Origin of the sequence: Pseudomonas putida, from assembly GCF_050989985.1 — a bacterium.
In the GTDB taxonomy this organism is placed as follows: Bacteria; Pseudomonadota; Gammaproteobacteria; order Pseudomonadales; family Pseudomonadaceae; genus Aquipseudomonas; species Aquipseudomonas putida_AI.
The window spans coordinates 5,371,324-5,385,639 of the sequence record NZ_CP158815.1 but is presented as its reverse complement, the minus strand read 5'-3'; the positions used below and the strand labels follow the sequence as shown (position 1 = coordinate 5,385,639).

Annotated in this window: 13 protein-coding genes; 10 read left to right on the top strand and 3 right to left on the bottom strand. The window is 61.1% G+C overall.

All coding sequences use genetic code 11. The annotated features are described in order from the left end of the window. Positions 1 to 4 precede the first annotated feature (4 nt). Complete coding sequence (ccoM, locus tag ABTV29_RS24660) at positions 5 to 121, top strand: cytochrome c oxidase subunit CcoM (RefSeq protein ID WP_433767215.1); 117 nt, start codon at positions 5 to 7, stop codon at positions 119 to 121. A gap of 265 nt (positions 122 to 386) precedes the next feature. On the opposite strand, the gene ABTV29_RS24655 is transcribed toward ccoM, so the two are convergent. Together ABTV29_RS24655 and ABTV29_RS24650 are read right to left on the bottom strand one after the other, a co-directional pair. Further along, on the bottom strand, positions 387 to 1,862 hold the full coding sequence (locus ABTV29_RS24655) for an inorganic phosphate transporter (RefSeq protein WP_433767214.1): 1,476 nt from the start codon (positions 1,860 to 1,862) through the stop codon (positions 387 to 389). 376 nt (positions 1,863 to 2,238) lie between these two features. Next, on the bottom strand, positions 2,239 to 2,439 hold the full coding sequence (locus tag ABTV29_RS24650) for a hypothetical protein (RefSeq protein ID WP_008056863.1): 201 nt from the start codon (positions 2,437 to 2,439) through the stop codon (positions 2,239 to 2,241). A gap of 618 nt (positions 2,440 to 3,057) precedes the next feature. On the opposite strand from ABTV29_RS24650, the gene pcaR reads away from it, so the two are divergent. From pcaR to pcaC, 9 genes are all read left to right on the top strand, one after another. Then, positions 3,058 to 3,900 (top strand): pca regulon transcriptional regulator PcaR, encoded by an 843-nt coding sequence (pcaR, locus tag ABTV29_RS24645; protein ID WP_110966768.1) that lies wholly within the window; start codon positions 3,058 to 3,060, stop codon positions 3,898 to 3,900. 126 nt (positions 3,901 to 4,026) lie between these two features. Beyond that, positions 4,027 to 5,373: an MFS transporter gene (locus ABTV29_RS24640; protein WP_433767213.1), complete on the top strand. Its 1,347-nt coding sequence runs from the start codon at positions 4,027 to 4,029 to the stop codon at positions 5,371 to 5,373. Between the two features lie 267 nt (positions 5,374 to 5,640). Continuing rightward, entirely contained in the window at positions 5,641 to 6,498 is an 858-nt protein-coding gene (locus ABTV29_RS24635; protein ID WP_110966770.1) for a CoA transferase subunit A, read from the top strand. Then, a complete protein-coding gene (locus ABTV29_RS24630) occupies positions 6,498 to 7,277 on the top strand; it encodes a CoA-transferase subunit beta (RefSeq protein ID WP_433767212.1) in 780 nt (259 codons plus the stop codon). The genes ABTV29_RS24635 and ABTV29_RS24630 overlap by 1 nt, the downstream gene beginning before the upstream one ends. Next, the gene (pcaF, locus tag ABTV29_RS24625; protein ID WP_175376261.1) at positions 7,274 to 8,479 is read left to right on the top strand and encodes a 3-oxoadipyl-CoA thiolase; all 1,206 of its coding nucleotides are present in this window, start codon (positions 7,274 to 7,276) and stop codon (positions 8,477 to 8,479) included. Before ABTV29_RS24630 ends, pcaF begins: the two co-directional genes overlap by 4 nt. 211 nt (positions 8,480 to 8,690) lie before the next feature. After that, the gene (locus ABTV29_RS24620) at positions 8,691 to 9,995 is read left to right on the top strand and encodes an MFS family transporter (RefSeq protein WP_433767211.1); all 1,305 of its coding nucleotides are present in this window, start codon (positions 8,691 to 8,693) and stop codon (positions 9,993 to 9,995) included. A 44-nt stretch (positions 9,996 to 10,039) separates the two neighbouring features. After that, positions 10,040 to 11,404, top strand: a complete 1,365-nt coding sequence (locus ABTV29_RS24615) for a 3-carboxy-cis,cis-muconate cycloisomerase (RefSeq protein WP_433767210.1) — start codon at positions 10,040 to 10,042, stop codon at positions 11,402 to 11,404. Between the two features lie 11 nt (positions 11,405 to 11,415). Continuing rightward, the gene (gene pcaD, locus ABTV29_RS24610) at positions 11,416 to 12,207 is read left to right on the top strand and encodes a 3-oxoadipate enol-lactonase (protein WP_433767209.1); all 792 of its coding nucleotides are present in this window, start codon (positions 11,416 to 11,418) and stop codon (positions 12,205 to 12,207) included. Positions 12,208 to 12,218: 11 nt separating this feature from the next. Next, complete coding sequence (gene pcaC / locus ABTV29_RS24605) at positions 12,219 to 12,611, top strand: 4-carboxymuconolactone decarboxylase (protein ID WP_121103636.1); 393 nt, start codon at positions 12,219 to 12,221, stop codon at positions 12,609 to 12,611. 129 nt (positions 12,612 to 12,740) lie between these two features. Here the strand turns inward: pcaC and ABTV29_RS24600 are convergent, their stop codons facing one another. After that, positions 12,741 to 14,000: an OprD family porin gene (locus ABTV29_RS24600; protein WP_433767208.1), complete on the bottom strand. Its 1,260-nt coding sequence runs from the start codon at positions 13,998 to 14,000 to the stop codon at positions 12,741 to 12,743. Between the last annotated feature and the right edge of the window lie 316 nt (positions 14,001 to 14,316).

Here is a 14,316-nt window from a genome sequence, read left to right as displayed (position 1 = left end):
CGTCATGTTTTTCGACAACGTGGTGATCGCCGGAGTGCTGACCGTCAGCCTCATGCTGATGTTTTTTGCAGGATTAGGAGTTTTTATCTGGAAGGATTCGCACAAGCGGGAGAAACCGTAGTTCTTTCTGGATGTAATGAGCACGCAAGGCATTTTGGGCAACTTCGGTTGCCCTTTTTTTTGCCTGCGAAAATCTAACTGTTAATACAAAACCCTGTGGGAGCGGGCTTGCTCGCGAAAGCGGTGGGTCAATCAACATATTTGTTGAATGTCTGTCCGCATTCGCGAGCAAGCCCGCTCCCACATTTGTTATGTGGTGACAAGAGGAATGAGCAATAAAAAAGGCGCGGTCCTCACGGAGCGCGCCTTTTTTAATGCGTCTTGTATCAGCTGCCCAGCGCCTTCGACGCCAGCCAGAACAGGCCGGCCGACAGGGCCACCGTGGCCGGCAGGGTCAGCACCCAGGCCAGCAGGATGGTTCTGACGGTGCCGCCTTGCAGGCCGCTCTTGTTGGCGACCATGGTCCCGGCCACACCCGAAGACAGTACGTGGGTGGTGGAAACCGGCAGGCTGAAGATGTTGGCCAGCCCGATCATGCATGCGGCGGTGATCTGCGCCGACATGCCCTGGGCGTAGGTCATGCCTTGCTTGCCGATCTTCTCGCCGATGGTCAGTACCACGCGTTTCCAGCCGATCATGGTACCCAGGCCGAGGGCCAGGGCGACCGCCAGAATCACCCAGAACGGGGCGTATTCGGTGGTGGTGGTCAGGTCTTTGCGCAGTTTGTCCAGGTCAGCCTTTTCACGGGCGGCGAGGCCTGGCAGCTTGGCGACTTTCTTCGCGGTGTCATCCAGGCACAGCAGGTAGCGACGCACTTCGATACGGCTTTCCGACGGCAGCGAGTGGTAGTCGGCTACACCCTTCAAAGTGCCGAGCAAGGCATTGATGGTCGGCTCGGTCTGCTGCGGGTTGCAACGGAATTTCTCCGGCAGGTCGCCATCGACGCTTTTGCCCAACGCCAGGAATTCACCCAGGGAGTCGGCATTGCGCTTGTAGAACTGGCTCAAGTGCAGGGTCGCGTCGCGGGTACGTTCGATCTGGTAGGTGGTGCTGTTCAGGTCAAGTACGAACTGCGCCGGTACGATACCGATCAGTACCAGCATGATCAGGCCGATACCTTTCTGGCCATCGTTGGAACCGTGCACGAAGCTCACGGCCATAGCCGAGATCACCAGTACCAGGCGGTTCCAGAACGGCGGGTGTTTCTTGTCGTCGATGCTGCGGCGCTGTTCCGGCGTCTTGTGCATCTTCGACAGCGGACGCCACCATTTAAGACCGATCAGCACCAGCGCGGCGACCAGGAAGCCTGCCATTGGCGAGAACACCAGCGACATGGCGATATCGATCGCTTTCTGCCAGTTCACACCGTCGGCCAGCGGAATATCGTTGATCAGGGCGTTGGCCAGGCCCACGCCGAGGATCGAGCCGATCAGCGTGTGGGAGCTGGAAGCAGGGATACCGAAGTACCAGGTGCCCAGGTTCCAGGTAATGGCCGCGGCGAGCAACGAGAAGACCATTGCCAGACCATGGCCGGTATTGACGTTTATCAGCAGTTCTACCGGCAGCAGGTGAACGATGGCATAGGCCACGCCAACGCCGCCCAGCAACACGCCGAGGAAATTGAACACGCCGGAAAAGAACACCGCCAGATGCGGCGGCATGGCTTTGGTGTAGATAACAGTGGCGACCGCGTTAGCGGTGTCATGAAATCCATTGATGAACTCAAAGGCGAGAACAAAAGCCAGGGCGAGCAAGAGGCTCACAAGCACCCAAGCATCCAGTCCGCTGAATAAATCGATCATGAAGGTTTTCTGACCCGGTCATAAGGGGGCGCGATTATGCCAGAAAAGACAGTGAATCGATGCACTAGCTGCTCATCGGTAACATTCTTCAATGAATTTTTTTGCGGTTGCACCCTCGGCCCCGGCGATTTTTCGGGGTTTGCAAGTCATTGAATTTCTTCGCAAACGCTGGTGGCGCAAGGGTTGCGCCTGCCTGGAGGTGTGGGCTGGCTGCTTGTATGAAATTTCTGAAAGGAGGGTCAGAAATGAGCCTCGTACCCTGTCAGATGGGCAAGGTAGCTGCAGCCCGCTCATGGCGGGCGCAAAAGGCAACATCAATACTTCCCGCTTTTAGCGGGGGTAAAAACAGACCCTGGAAGGCATCAAGCCGAAGCCGTCATGGCTCCTCGGCTTTGAGTTCCTTTTCCATTTTTTCCAGTTCCTGCTTGAAAACCTGATCCTGAACGGTGGCGCGTTTACGCCAGGGTTTGCGTTCCGGTTCGGGTTGGGCGGCGTAGGTGGTGACTTCCCCGCCGTAAACTTCCTTGTAACGTTGTTCCTGGCGCTCAAGTTCTGCGCGCAGTTCGTCTTTCGTCACAGTGCTACCTGATTGAGTTGAGATAAATTCTGGTGAAACGCGCTGCGCTCAATGTATTGATCACGCTCGACGAGAGGACAACGCCCATGCAGGCATCGTTTACGGCAGGGTGATCAATACGTCCATGTTGCAGGCGGCCACGGCACCAGAGATAAATAGCTGACGTAGCATCAGTTTCCTGTTTTGGCGAGCGCGTTGGCAATGCAATGTCGCGTCACCGAGTAGCGGCAGCGGCGAATGAGAAAACGCCGGGCTACTGATTTGTATTATAGCGAGCGATTCACAGAACTCTATCGCCAAACACTTAAAAGTGAATATCGCTGCGTGAATGTTTTGTTGCCCACAAGTTTTACCGGCAACTAGCGTATGACTGAAGCCATTGTGCGGCGATGCATTTCTGACGCCATTAAGTCGAACAACTTAGGCAATTACATCGGCCTTAAATCAACATCAGGCGCGCGCGAATACATATAGAGAAGGACGCATCCGGTGGAGAAGGCGGGTGGTTGCGATTATCGGTCGAGGGTTCGATAATCGCCCAATGTCGCCTGGCCGGGCTTGTTTGCGGGGCCCATGACGCCTGTAATAGTCGCTGATCCGCACAGGAAAGGACCTTAAATGAATGATCAATTGCGCAATTCCTTCGCATCCGTAGCGCCACCAATCGTGGCATCGCCTGCCAAGCGGATCCAGGCGCTGACCGGCGACCCGGATTTCATGACTTCGCTGGCGCGCGGCCTGGCGGTGGTGCAAGCGTTCCAGGAGCGCAAGCGGCACCTGACCATCGCCCAGATCAGCCACCGCACGGAAATTCCCCGCGCCGCCGTAAGGCGTTGCCTGCATACCCTGATCAAACTCGGCTACGCCACCACCGACGGCCGCACCTATTCATTGCTGCCCAAAGTGCTGACCCTCGGCCATGCCTACGTCTCCTCGACGCCGCTGGCGGTATCGGCCCAGCCTTACCTGGACCGCATGAGCGAGCAATTGCACGAAGCCTGCAACATGGCCACGCTGGAAGGTGATGACATTCTGTACATCGCCCGTTCCGCGACCACGCAGCGTCTGATCTCGGTCGATCTCTCGGTGGGCGGGCGCCTGCCGGCCTATTGCACATCGATGGGCCGAATCCTGCTGGCGGCGCTGGATGACACCTCGCTACAGGAATACCTCGATCACGCCGACCTGCAGGCCAAGACCAGCCGCACCCTGCACACCCCCGAAGCCCTGCTCGAATGCCTGCAGGAAGTGAGAAGACAAGGTTGGTGCATCGTCGATCAGGAGCTGGAGCAAGGCCTGCGTTCGATTGCCGTACCGGTGTACGACGCGTCAGGCCAGGTGGTCGCAGCCCTCAACGTTAGCACCCATGCCGGTCGGGTCAGTCGAAACGAGCTGGAACAACGCTTCCTACCGGGCCTTTTGAGTGCCAGTCGCGACCTCAGCGCGCAACTGTTTGCCTAAGCTGTTCGATAATCGCACGGAGTCGTTTTCGGTGAATTGACGCTGTTTCCTGCGGGTTAATACTGTCGCGGCTGCGCCAGCTTGGGCTGGCACCCGTTCGACTGCGTACCGCATGGAATAAAAATAATGAACCAGCCTCAGTCTGCTGTAGGAAACGTCCTAGACGTACAGACCTTCATCAATGCTCAACCCATTTCACGCTACCAGTGGCGTGTAGTGATCCTGTGTTTTCTGATTGTGTTCCTCGATGGCCTCGACACCGCGGCCATGGGGTTCATCGCCCCGGCCCTGTCGCAAGACTGGGGCATTGACCGTGCCAGCCTGGGCCCGGTCATGAGTGCGGCGTTGATCGGCATGGTCTTCGGCGCACTGGGTTCGGGCCCTTTGGCCGACCGCTTCGGGCGAAAAGTCGTACTGGTCGGCGCCGTGCTGTTGTTCGGTGCGTTCAGCCTGGCCTCGGCGTACAGCACCAGCGTCGATCAGTTGCTGGTGTTGCGCTTCCTCACCGGCCTGGGGCTGGGCGCCGGCATGCCGAACGCCACCACGCTGCTGTCCGAGTACACCCCCGAGCGCAAGAAATCCTTGCTGGTGACCAGCATGTTCTGCGGTTTCAACCTGGGCATGGCGGGTGGTGGCTTCATTTCCGCCAAGCTGATCCCGGCATTCGGCTGGCACAGCCTGCTGCTGATCGGCGGGATTTTGCCGTTGATCCTTGCCGTCGTTCTGCTGCTCTGGCTGCCGGAATCGGCACGCTTCCTTGTCGTCCGTAACCGTGGCACCGACAAAGTGCGCAAGACCCTGGCACCCATTGACCCGACCCTGGTCGCCCAGGCCTCCGCGTTCAGTGTGCCGGAACAGAAAACCGTGAAGGCGCGCAACGTGTTCGCCGTGGTCTTCTCCGGCACCTACAGCGTTGGCACCTTGTTGCTGTGGCTGACCTATTTCATGGGCCTGGTGATTGTTTATCTGCTGACCAGCTGGCTGCCGACCCTGATGCGCGACAGCGGCGCGAGCATGGAGCAGGCCGCGTTCATCGGCGCGTTGTTCCAGTTCGGCGGTGTCTTGAGCGCAGTGGGTGTAGGCTGGGCCATGGACCGCTTCAATCCGCACAAGGTGATCGGCACTTTCTACCTGCTGGCCGGGGTGTTTGCCTACGCGGTGGGGCAGAGCCTGGGCAACATCACACTGCTGGCGACCCTGGTACTGGTGGCCGGGATGTGCGTCAACGGCGCGCAATCGGCAATGCCATCACTGGCCGCGCGCTTTTATCCGACCCAGGGGCGCGCCACGGGTGTGTCGTGGATGCTCGGGATCGGCCGTTTCGGCGCCATCCTCGGCGCCTGGATGGGCGCGACGTTGCTGGGGTTGGGCTGGAATTTCGAGCAGGTACTGACAGCGCTGGTGATACCAGCGGCCCTGGCAACCACGGCGGTGGTGATCAAGGGTGTGGTCAGTCATGCGGATGCGACCTGACGGGTTGATCCGGGATCTCCAGTGATTTTGGAGGCCTCATCGCGGGCAAGCCCGCTCCCACAGGGACCACGATTAACCCTGTGGGAGCGGGCTTGCCCGCGAAGCTTTTAGAATCGGTAGGCGCGCAACAATGTGTTCGATAATCGAACGCTCAGTCGATTATCGGATTGTTTGAGGTATTTCACAGGCTTAATCTTCAGTCATCCGGCGCTGCGCATCGGCGCCTTTTTCCACTGTCGGTTAACAACAAATGGGAGCCTGCCCCAAATGGCTGAGATTCTTTCGCTGCACGACGCGGTGAAGCAATTCGTGAATGACGGCGATACCGTCGCGCTCGAAGGCTTCACCCACCTGATCCCAACGGCGGCGGGTCATGAAATCATTCGTCAGGGCAAGAAAGACCTGACCCTGGTACGGATGACGCCTGACCTGATCTACGACCAGTTGATCGGTGCCGGTTGTGCTCGCAAGCTGGTTTTCTCCTGGGGCGGCAACCCGGGTGTAGGTTCCCTGCACCGTCTGCGTGACGCCGTCGAGAAGCAGTGGCCACACGCGCTGGAAATCGAAGAACACAGCCACGCCGACCTGGCCAACGCCTATGTCGCTGGCGCTTCCGGCCTGCCGTTCGCCGTACTGCGTGCCTACGCCGGTTCCGACCTGCCGAAGGTCAACCCGCTGATCAAATCCGTTACCTGCCCGTTCACCGGCGAAGTGCTGGCCGCCGTGCCTTCGGTACGTCCGGACGTCACCGTGATCCACGCGCAGAAAGCCGACCGCAAGGGCAACGTGCTGCTGTGGGGCATTCTCGGCGTGCAGAAAGAAGCCGTGCTGGCCGCCAAGCGTTGCATCGTCACCGTTGAAGAAATCGTCGACGACCTCAATGCGCCGATGAACTCCTGCGTCCTGCCGACCTGGGCCCTGAGCGCGGTCTGCCATGTACCGGGTGGCGCGCATCCGTCCTACGCCCACGGTTACAACGAGCGTGACAACCGCTTCTACCAGGCCTGGGACCCGATTGCCCGCGACCGTGAAACCTTCACCGCGTGGATCAACGAATTCATCCACGGCAGCGCTGACTTCAGCGAGTTCAAGGCCAAGCTGGCCGCCGCTTCGGAGGCGAAGTAATGACTTACACCACCAATGAAATGATGACCGTCGCCGCTGCCCGTCGCCTGAAGAACGGCTCGGTGTGCTTCGTGGGCATCGGCCTGCCATCGAAAGCGGCCAACCTGGCCCGCCTGACGTCCTCGCCAGACGTAGTCCTGATCTACGAATCGGGCCCGATCGGCGCCAAGCCAAGCGTGCTGCCACTGTCGATCGGTGACGGTGAACTGGCGGAAACCGCCGACACCGTGGTCCCGACCGGCGAAATCTTCCGCTACTGGCTGCAGGGCGGTCGCATCGACGTCGGTTTCCTCGGCGCGGCCCAGGTCGACCGCTTCGGCAACATCAACACCACCGTGGTCGGCGACTACCACTCGCCGAAAGTCCGTCTGCCGGGCGCCGGCGGTGCACCGGAGATCGCCGGTTCCGCCAAGAGCGTGCTGATCATTCTCAAGCAATCGGCGCGTTCGTTCGTCGACAAGCTCGACTTCATTACCTCGGTCGGCCACGGTGAAGGCGGCGACTCGCGCAAGCGTCTTGGCCTGCCAGGCGCCGGTCCGGTCGGCATCATCACCGACTTGTGCACCATGGAACCGGAAACCGGCACCAATGAATTCGTGGTCACCGCACTGCACCCGGGCGTGACCCGCGAGCAAGTGATCGCCGCCACCGGTTGGCCGATCCGTTTCGCCGACAGCGTTGTCGTCACCGCCGAGCCGACCGAGGTCGAGCTGACCGCGCTGCGTGACCTGGAAGCCCGTACCGCCGCGGCTCACGGCCAAGCACCGGGAGAAGCATGATGCGCGAGGTTTATATCTGCGATGCGATTCGCACCCCCATCGGCCGCTTCGGCGGTGGCCTGTCGGCGGTCCGCGCCGACGACCTGGCCGCCGTTCCGATCAAGGCCCTGATGGAGCGCAATCCGTCGGTGGACTGGACGGCCGTGGACGAGGTGTTCCTCGGCTGCGCCAACCAGGCCGGTGAAGACAACCGCAACGTGGCGCGCATGGCGCTGCTGCTGGCCGGGCTGCCGGAAACCATTCCGGGCGTGACCCTCAACCGTCTCTGCGCTTCGGGCATGGATGCCATCGGCACCGCGTTCCGTGCCATCGCCAGCGGCGAAATGGAGCTGGCGATTGCCGGCGGCGTCGAGTCGATGTCCCGCGCACCGTTCGTGATGGGCAAGGCCGACGCGTCGTTCTCGCGCAACATGAAGCTGGAAGACACCACCATCGGCTGGCGCTTCATCAACCCGTTGATGAAAGCCCAGTACGGCGTGGATGCGATGCCGCAGACCGCCGACAACGTGGCCGACGACTACAAGGTCTCCCGCGCCGACCAGGACGCCTTCGCCCTGCGCAGCCAGCAACGCACCGCCGTTGCCCAGGCCGCCGGCTTCTTCGCCGAAGAAATTGTCGAAGTGCGCATTGCCCATAAAAAGGGTGAAACCGTGGTCAGCCAGGACGAACATCCTCGCGCCGACACCACCCTGGAAGCCCTGACCAAGTTGAAGCCGGTCAATGGTCCGGACAAAACCGTCACCGCCGGCAATGCTTCCGGCGTGAACGACGGTGCGGCAGCCTTGATTCTGGCCTCGGCCGAAGCTGTGAAAAAGCACGGCCTGACCGCCCGCGCCAAAGTGCTGGGCATGGCCAGCGCCGGTGTTGCCCCTCGAGTGATGGGCATCGGCCCGGTGCCGGCTGTGCGCAAACTGACCGAGCGCCTGGGTGTGGCAGTCAGCGATTTCGACGTGATCGAACTCAACGAAGCCTTCGCCAGCCAGGGTCTGGCGGTGCTGCGTGAACTGGGGATCGCCGACGACGCGCCGCAGGTCAATCCGAACGGTGGCGCCATTGCCCTGGGCCATCCGCTGGGCATGAGCGGTGCTCGCCTGGTACTGACGGCGCTGCATCAGCTGGAGAAAACCGGCGGCAAGAAAGGTCTGGCGACCATGTGCGTCGGCGTGGGCCAGGGTCTGGCACTGGCGATCGAACGCGTCTGACGGGCTACGCCCCCCCCCTGTAGGAGCGAGCCTGCTCGCGAAGCGGTGTATCAGTCAGTTTTGATGTCACTGACACACCGCCATCGCGAGCAGGCTCGCTCCTACAGGGGGAGGGGTTTCCCACAGGGAATAGGTGTTCAAGATGCATCTGTGGAACGGGACTGTTGCAAAGTATGTCTAGACTCTCACTGTCCCCATTGAGTGAAAAACAATGACAACGCCAACCGCTACACCCGCCCTCTACACAGGCGAAGAGCGCAGCAAACGGATCTTTGCCATTGTCGGCGCCTCGTCCGGCAACCTGGTCGAATGGTTCGACTTTTACGTCTACGCCTTCTGCGCAATCTATTTCGCGCCGGCCTTCTTCCCGTCCGACAACCCCACGGTACAGCTGGTCAATACCGCGGGCGTGTTTGCCGCCGGCTTCCTGATGCGACCGATTGGCGGCTGGATCTTCGGCCGCGTTGCGGACAGGCATGGCCGCAAGAATTCGATGTTGATCTCGATTCTGATGATGTGTTTCGGCTCATTGCTCATCGCATGTCTGCCGACCTACAACAGCATCGGGGTCTGGGCGCCGATTCTCCTGCTGTTCGCCCGCTTGCTCCAGGGCCTGTCGGTGGGCGGCGAGTACGGCACCACAGCAACCTATATGAGCGAAGTCGCCCTCAAGGGCCAGCGCGGTTTCTTCGCGTCCTTCCAGTACGTGACTCTGATCGGCGGGCAATTGCTGGCGGTGTTGCTGGTGGTGATTTTGCAGCAGTTCCTCACCGAGGATGAGCTGCGCGCCTACGGCTGGCGGATTCCATTCGTGGTCGGTGCCTGTGCGGCGCTGATTTCGCTGTACCTGCGTCGTTCGCTGAAAGAAACCACCAGCAAGGAAATGCGCGAAAACAAGGACGCCGGCAGCATCAGCGCACTGTTTCGCGATCACAAGGCGGCCTTCATCACCGTGCTCGGTTACACCGCCGGTGGCTCGCTGATTTTCTACACCTTCACCACATATATGCAGAAATACCTGGTGAACACCGCCGGCATGCCCGCCAAGACCGCCAGCTACATCATGACCGGCGCGCTCTTTCTTTATATGTGCATGCAGCCGTTTTTCGGCATGCTCGCCGACAAGATCGGCCGGCGTAACTCGATGCTCTGGTTCGGTGCCCTCGGGACCTTGTGCACCGTGCCGATTCTGTTGAGCCTGAAAAGCGTCGGCAGTCCGTTCGTGGCCTTCGTGCTGATCACCCTGGCCCTGGCGATCGTCAGTTTCTACACCTCGATCAGCGGCCTGGTAAAAGCCGAGATGTTCCCGCCGGAAGTGCGCGCACTGGGCGTCGGCCTGGCCTATGCGGTGGCGAACGCGATCTTCGGTGGTTCGGCGGAATATGTCGCCCTTAGCCTCAAGGCCGGTGGCATGGAAAACTCCTTCTACTGGTACGTGACGGTGATGATGGCGATTGCCTTCCTGTTCAGCCTGCGCCTGCCGAAACAGGCCAAATATCTGCACCACGACCTTTGATCTTTCCGCGGGCCCTGACCGGCCCGCGCCTCCAGGGACTGTTTATGAACCAGCGACCGGGCAATCAATTGTTCGATGCCTATTTCACTGCCCGCGATATGCGTGAGGTCTTCAGCGATCAGGGCCGGGTCCAGGCCATGCTTGATTTCGAAGCGGCGCTGGCCCGGGCCGAAGCGCGGGTCGGACTGATTCCGCAGAGCGCCGTGGCTTCCATCGAAGGCGCCTGCCAGGCCGGGCATTTCGACTTTGCCGCCCTCGGTGAAGCGATTGCCATCGCCGGCAACTCGGCGATTCCGCTGGTCAAGGCGTTGGGCAAGCAGATTGCGGCCAACGATGCCGAGGCCGAACGTTACGTGCATTTGGGCGCGACCAGCCAGGACGTGATGGACAGCGGCCTGGTGTTGCAACTGCGCCGCGCGCTGGAGCTGATCGACAGCGATCTGGCTCAGCTTGGACAGACGCTTGCGACCCAGGCCCAGCGCCATGCGGCTACACCGCTGGCCGGGCGTACCTGGCTGCAACATGCGACCCCGGTCACCCTCGGCATGAAGATAGCCGGGTGGTTGGGCGCGGTAACCCGTAGCCGTCAGCGCTTGCACGAACTCAAGCCGCGCCTGCTGGTGCTGCAATTCGGCGGCGCGTCCGGCACCCTCGCGGCCCTGGGTGACAAGGCGATGCCAATTGCCCAGGCGTTGGCCGAAGAGCTGCAACTGACCTTGCCCGACCAACCGTGGCACACCCAGCGTGATCGCTTGGTGGAGTTCGGCTCTGTTCTGGGGTTGATCGCCGGCAGTCTCGGCAAACTTGGCCGCGACATCAGCCTGCTGATGCAGACCGAAGCGGGCGAAGTGTTCGAGCCTTCGGCGCCGGGCAAGGGTGGTTCCTCGACCATGCCGCACAAGCGCAATCCGGTGGGCGCGGCCGTGCTGATCGGCGCGGCGACCCGCGTGCCCGGCCTGCTCTCGACCCTGTTCAGTGCCATGCCCCAGGAGCACGAGCGCAGCCTGGGCCTGTGGCATGCCGAGTGGGAAACCCTGCCGGAGATTTGCTGCCTGGTGTCCGGCAGCCTCAAGCAGGCGCTGCTGGTGGCCGGCGGCCTGGAAGTGGATGCCGAGCGCATGGCGCGCAACCTCGATTTGACTCAAGGGCTGGTGCTCGCCGAAGCGGTGAGCATTGTCCTGGCGCAACGGGTAGGGCGCGACACCGCGCATCATCTGTTGGAGCAATGCTGCAAGCGCGCCGTGGCCGAACAACGGCATCTGCGCGCGGTGCTCGGCGACGAGCCGCAAGTGACTGCCCAGCTGTCGGCGGTCGAACTCGATCATCTGCTGGACCCCGCCCATTACCTCGGCCAGGCCCGTACCTGGGTCGAACGAGCGGTGGCTGAACATTCTGCATTGACTGCCTGAAGGAGATTGCTGTGGCTTTCGTACAACTCGCCGATGGCGAACTGCATTACCAACTCGACGGCCCGGTGGATGCGCCGGTGCTGGTGCTGTCCAACTCCCTGGGCACCGACCTGCACATGTGGGATGCGCAAATCCCGGCGTTCACCGAGCATTTTCGCGTGCTGCGTTTCGACACCCGCGGCCACGGCCAATCGCTGGTGACACCAGGGCCTTACAGCATCGAGCAATTGGGCCATGACGTGTTGGGGCTGTTGGATGCCTTGCACATCGAACGGGCGCATTTCTGCGGGCTGTCCATGGGCGGGCTGATCGGCCAGTGGCTGGGCATCAACGCCGGTGAGCGACTGAACAAGCTGATCGTGTGCAACACCGCGGCGAAAATCGGCGATCCGTCGATCTGGAACCCGCGCATTGAAACGGTTCTGCGTGACGGTGCAGCGGCCATGGTCGCGCTGCGTGATGCATCGATTGCCCGCTGGTTCACCCCGGACTTCTCCGAAGCCAACCCGGCGGCGGCCAAGCAGATTACCGACATGCTGGCGGCCACTTCACCGCAAGGCTATGCGGCCAACTGCGCGGCGGTGCGTGATGCCGATTTCCGTGATCAGCTGTCTTCGATCAAGGCGCCGCTGCTGGTGATCGCCGGTGCCCAGGATGCCGTCACGCCGCCGTCCGGCGGGCATTTCATTCAGGAACACGTGCCGGGGGCCGAGTACGCCGAGTTCTATGCCGCGCACTTGTCCAACGTTCAGGCTGGCGACGCTTTCAGCGAGCGTGTGCTGGCGTTTCTGACGGCTCGTTGAGGGGAATTTTCGTGGACGAGAAACAACGTTACGACGAAGGCATGAAGGTTCGCCGCGCCGTGCTGGGCGATGCCCACGTCGACCGCAGCCTGAGCACCCTGACCGAGTTCAACTCGGAGTTCCAGGAAATGATCACCCGCCACGCCTGGGGTGACATCTGGACCCGCCCGGGCCTGCCGCGCCACACCCGCAGCCTGATCACCATCGCCATGCTGATCGGCATGAACCGCGAAGGCGAGCTCAAACTGCACCTGCGCGCCGCCGCCAACAATGGCGTCAGCCGGGGAGAGATCAAGGAAGTGATCATGCAGAGCGCGATCTACTGCGGCATCCCGGCGGCCAACGCCACGTTCCACCTGGCGGAGTCGGTGTGGGATGAGTTGGGGGTTGAATCGCGGGAGTAAGCTTCGGGATTTTCGATGCTTGAGCTGACGCCATCGCGAGCAGGCTCGCTCCCACAGTTAACCGTGTTTTTCCAGAAGGAATGCGGTCGACTGTGGGAGCGAGCCTGCTCGCGATAGCGGTGGTGAGGTTTACAACAGGCTGATCGGGTAGCTGATGATCACGCGGTTCTCATCGAATTCGTTGTTGCTGTAGTCCCGGCGCATGGTCGAGTTGCGCCATTTCACGTTCAGATCCTTCAGCGCACCGCTCTGCACGGTGTAGCCCAGTTCACTTTCACGTCCCCATTCCTTGCCGTCGGTGATGCTGCCGGTGTGTACGTTGTCGCCACTGATGTAGCGGTTCATCAGGGTCAGGCCGGGCACGCCGAGGGCGACGAAGTTGTAGTCGTGGCGCACCTGCCAGGATTTTTCCCGGGCGTTGTCGTAGCTGGAGTTGTAGCTGTCGTTGGCCAGGGTGCCGCCGCTGGTGCCGTTGACCCGCATCCATGGGCTGTCGCCGGTGAGTTTTTGCAGGCCGACGTAGAAGGTGTTGCCGCCGTATTTGGCGGAGAACAGGCCGTACATCGTCTTGTTGTCCAGATCCCCGGCGCGGGCGCTGCCGTCGTCCTTGCCGTAGAAGAACCCGAGGTTGGCGCCCAGGGTCCAGTCGCCGATGGGTTGGCTGTGGGTCAGGTTGATGAATTGCTGGCTATAGATGTCCTTGAGCTCGGCGTTCCACAGGCCGATCTGGGTGCGCTTTTCATTGAACAGGTATTCGCCGCCCTGGAAGTTGAAGCGGTCCGAGGTGAACGCGGCTTTGCCGGTCATCGACATGTCGTCCATGCTGCTGTCGTCACGCGGGCTGTTCTGCCGGAACTGGCCGCCGTAGAGCGTCAGGCCGTTGATTTCCTTCGAGGTGATCTGCCCGCCACGGAAGGTTTGCGGCAGGGAGCGGCCGTCGTCGGAGCGCAGGATCGGCAGCACCGGCATCCAATCGCCGACCTTCACTTCGGTCTGTGACAACTTCGCCTTGAATGCCACGTTGGTGCGGCCGAAGTTATCTGCCGGGCGACCGTCGCTGTCCAGCGGCAGCAGTTGCGTGCCGCCGGTGCCTTTGCCGCCATCGAGTTTCACCGAGTACAGCCCCAGCACATCCATGCCGAAGCCGACGGTGCCTTGGGTGAAGCCGGACTTGGCGTCGAGAATGAAGCTTTGTGTCCACTCTTCAGCCTTGCCCTGAGCCTTGGTCGGGTTGGTGAAGTTGCGGTTGATGTAGAAGTTGCGCAGGTTCAAGTTGACCTTGGCGCCTTCGACAAAGCCTGTCTCCTCGGCTTGGGCGGGCAGGGCCGCGCTGGCCAGGGCGACGGCGATCAGGCTGGGAACGAAATACTGCGCGGTGGAAGGCGTCATGGGCTCGGGTCTCTCTAATTCTTGGGGGTGAAACGGGTTAGTGCCGCAGCCGGGAAGGGTGCAGACGTGTAGTCGACAGGTTTGGATGAAGCCTGGGGATCAGCCGGACGGGGCAGGGCGCGGGGTCATGGTGTCGAACCTGTTGTTATTGGTTTTGTGGTTCGATGGTGATGTGAATGTACTAGATGGTTCAATCTCGGAAAGAGGGTTTTGGGCGATTATCGAACATAAGATGAACTTCGGTTTTGTAGTGACTATGCGGGCCTCATCGCGAGCAGGCTCGCTCCTACAATGGATCGCATTCTTTCTGGAGAAA

Coding starts and splice junctions, on each gene's coding strand:
- ABTV29_RS24600 (WP_433767208.1), bottom strand. CDS start 14,000: ATGACGCCTTCCACCGCGCAGTATTTCGTTCCCAGCCTGATCGCCGTC.
- ccoM (WP_433767215.1), top strand. CDS start 5: ATGTTTTTCGACAACGTGGTGATCGCCGGAGTGCTGACCGTCAGCCTC.
- ABTV29_RS24655 (WP_433767214.1), bottom strand. CDS start 1,862: ATGATCGATTTATTCAGCGGACTGGATGCTTGGGTGCTTGTGAGCCTC.
- pcaR (WP_110966768.1), top strand. CDS start 3,058: ATGAATGATCAATTGCGCAATTCCTTCGCATCCGTAGCGCCACCAATC.
- ABTV29_RS24620 (WP_433767211.1), top strand. CDS start 8,691: ATGACAACGCCAACCGCTACACCCGCCCTCTACACAGGCGAAGAGCGC.
- pcaF (WP_175376261.1), top strand. CDS start 7,274: ATGATGCGCGAGGTTTATATCTGCGATGCGATTCGCACCCCCATCGGC.
- ABTV29_RS24635 (WP_110966770.1), top strand. CDS start 5,641: ATGGCTGAGATTCTTTCGCTGCACGACGCGGTGAAGCAATTCGTGAAT.
- ABTV29_RS24615 (WP_433767210.1), top strand. CDS start 10,040: ATGAACCAGCGACCGGGCAATCAATTGTTCGATGCCTATTTCACTGCC.
- ABTV29_RS24640 (WP_433767213.1), top strand. CDS start 4,027: ATGAACCAGCCTCAGTCTGCTGTAGGAAACGTCCTAGACGTACAGACC.
- ABTV29_RS24630 (WP_433767212.1), top strand. CDS start 6,498: ATGACTTACACCACCAATGAAATGATGACCGTCGCCGCTGCCCGTCGC.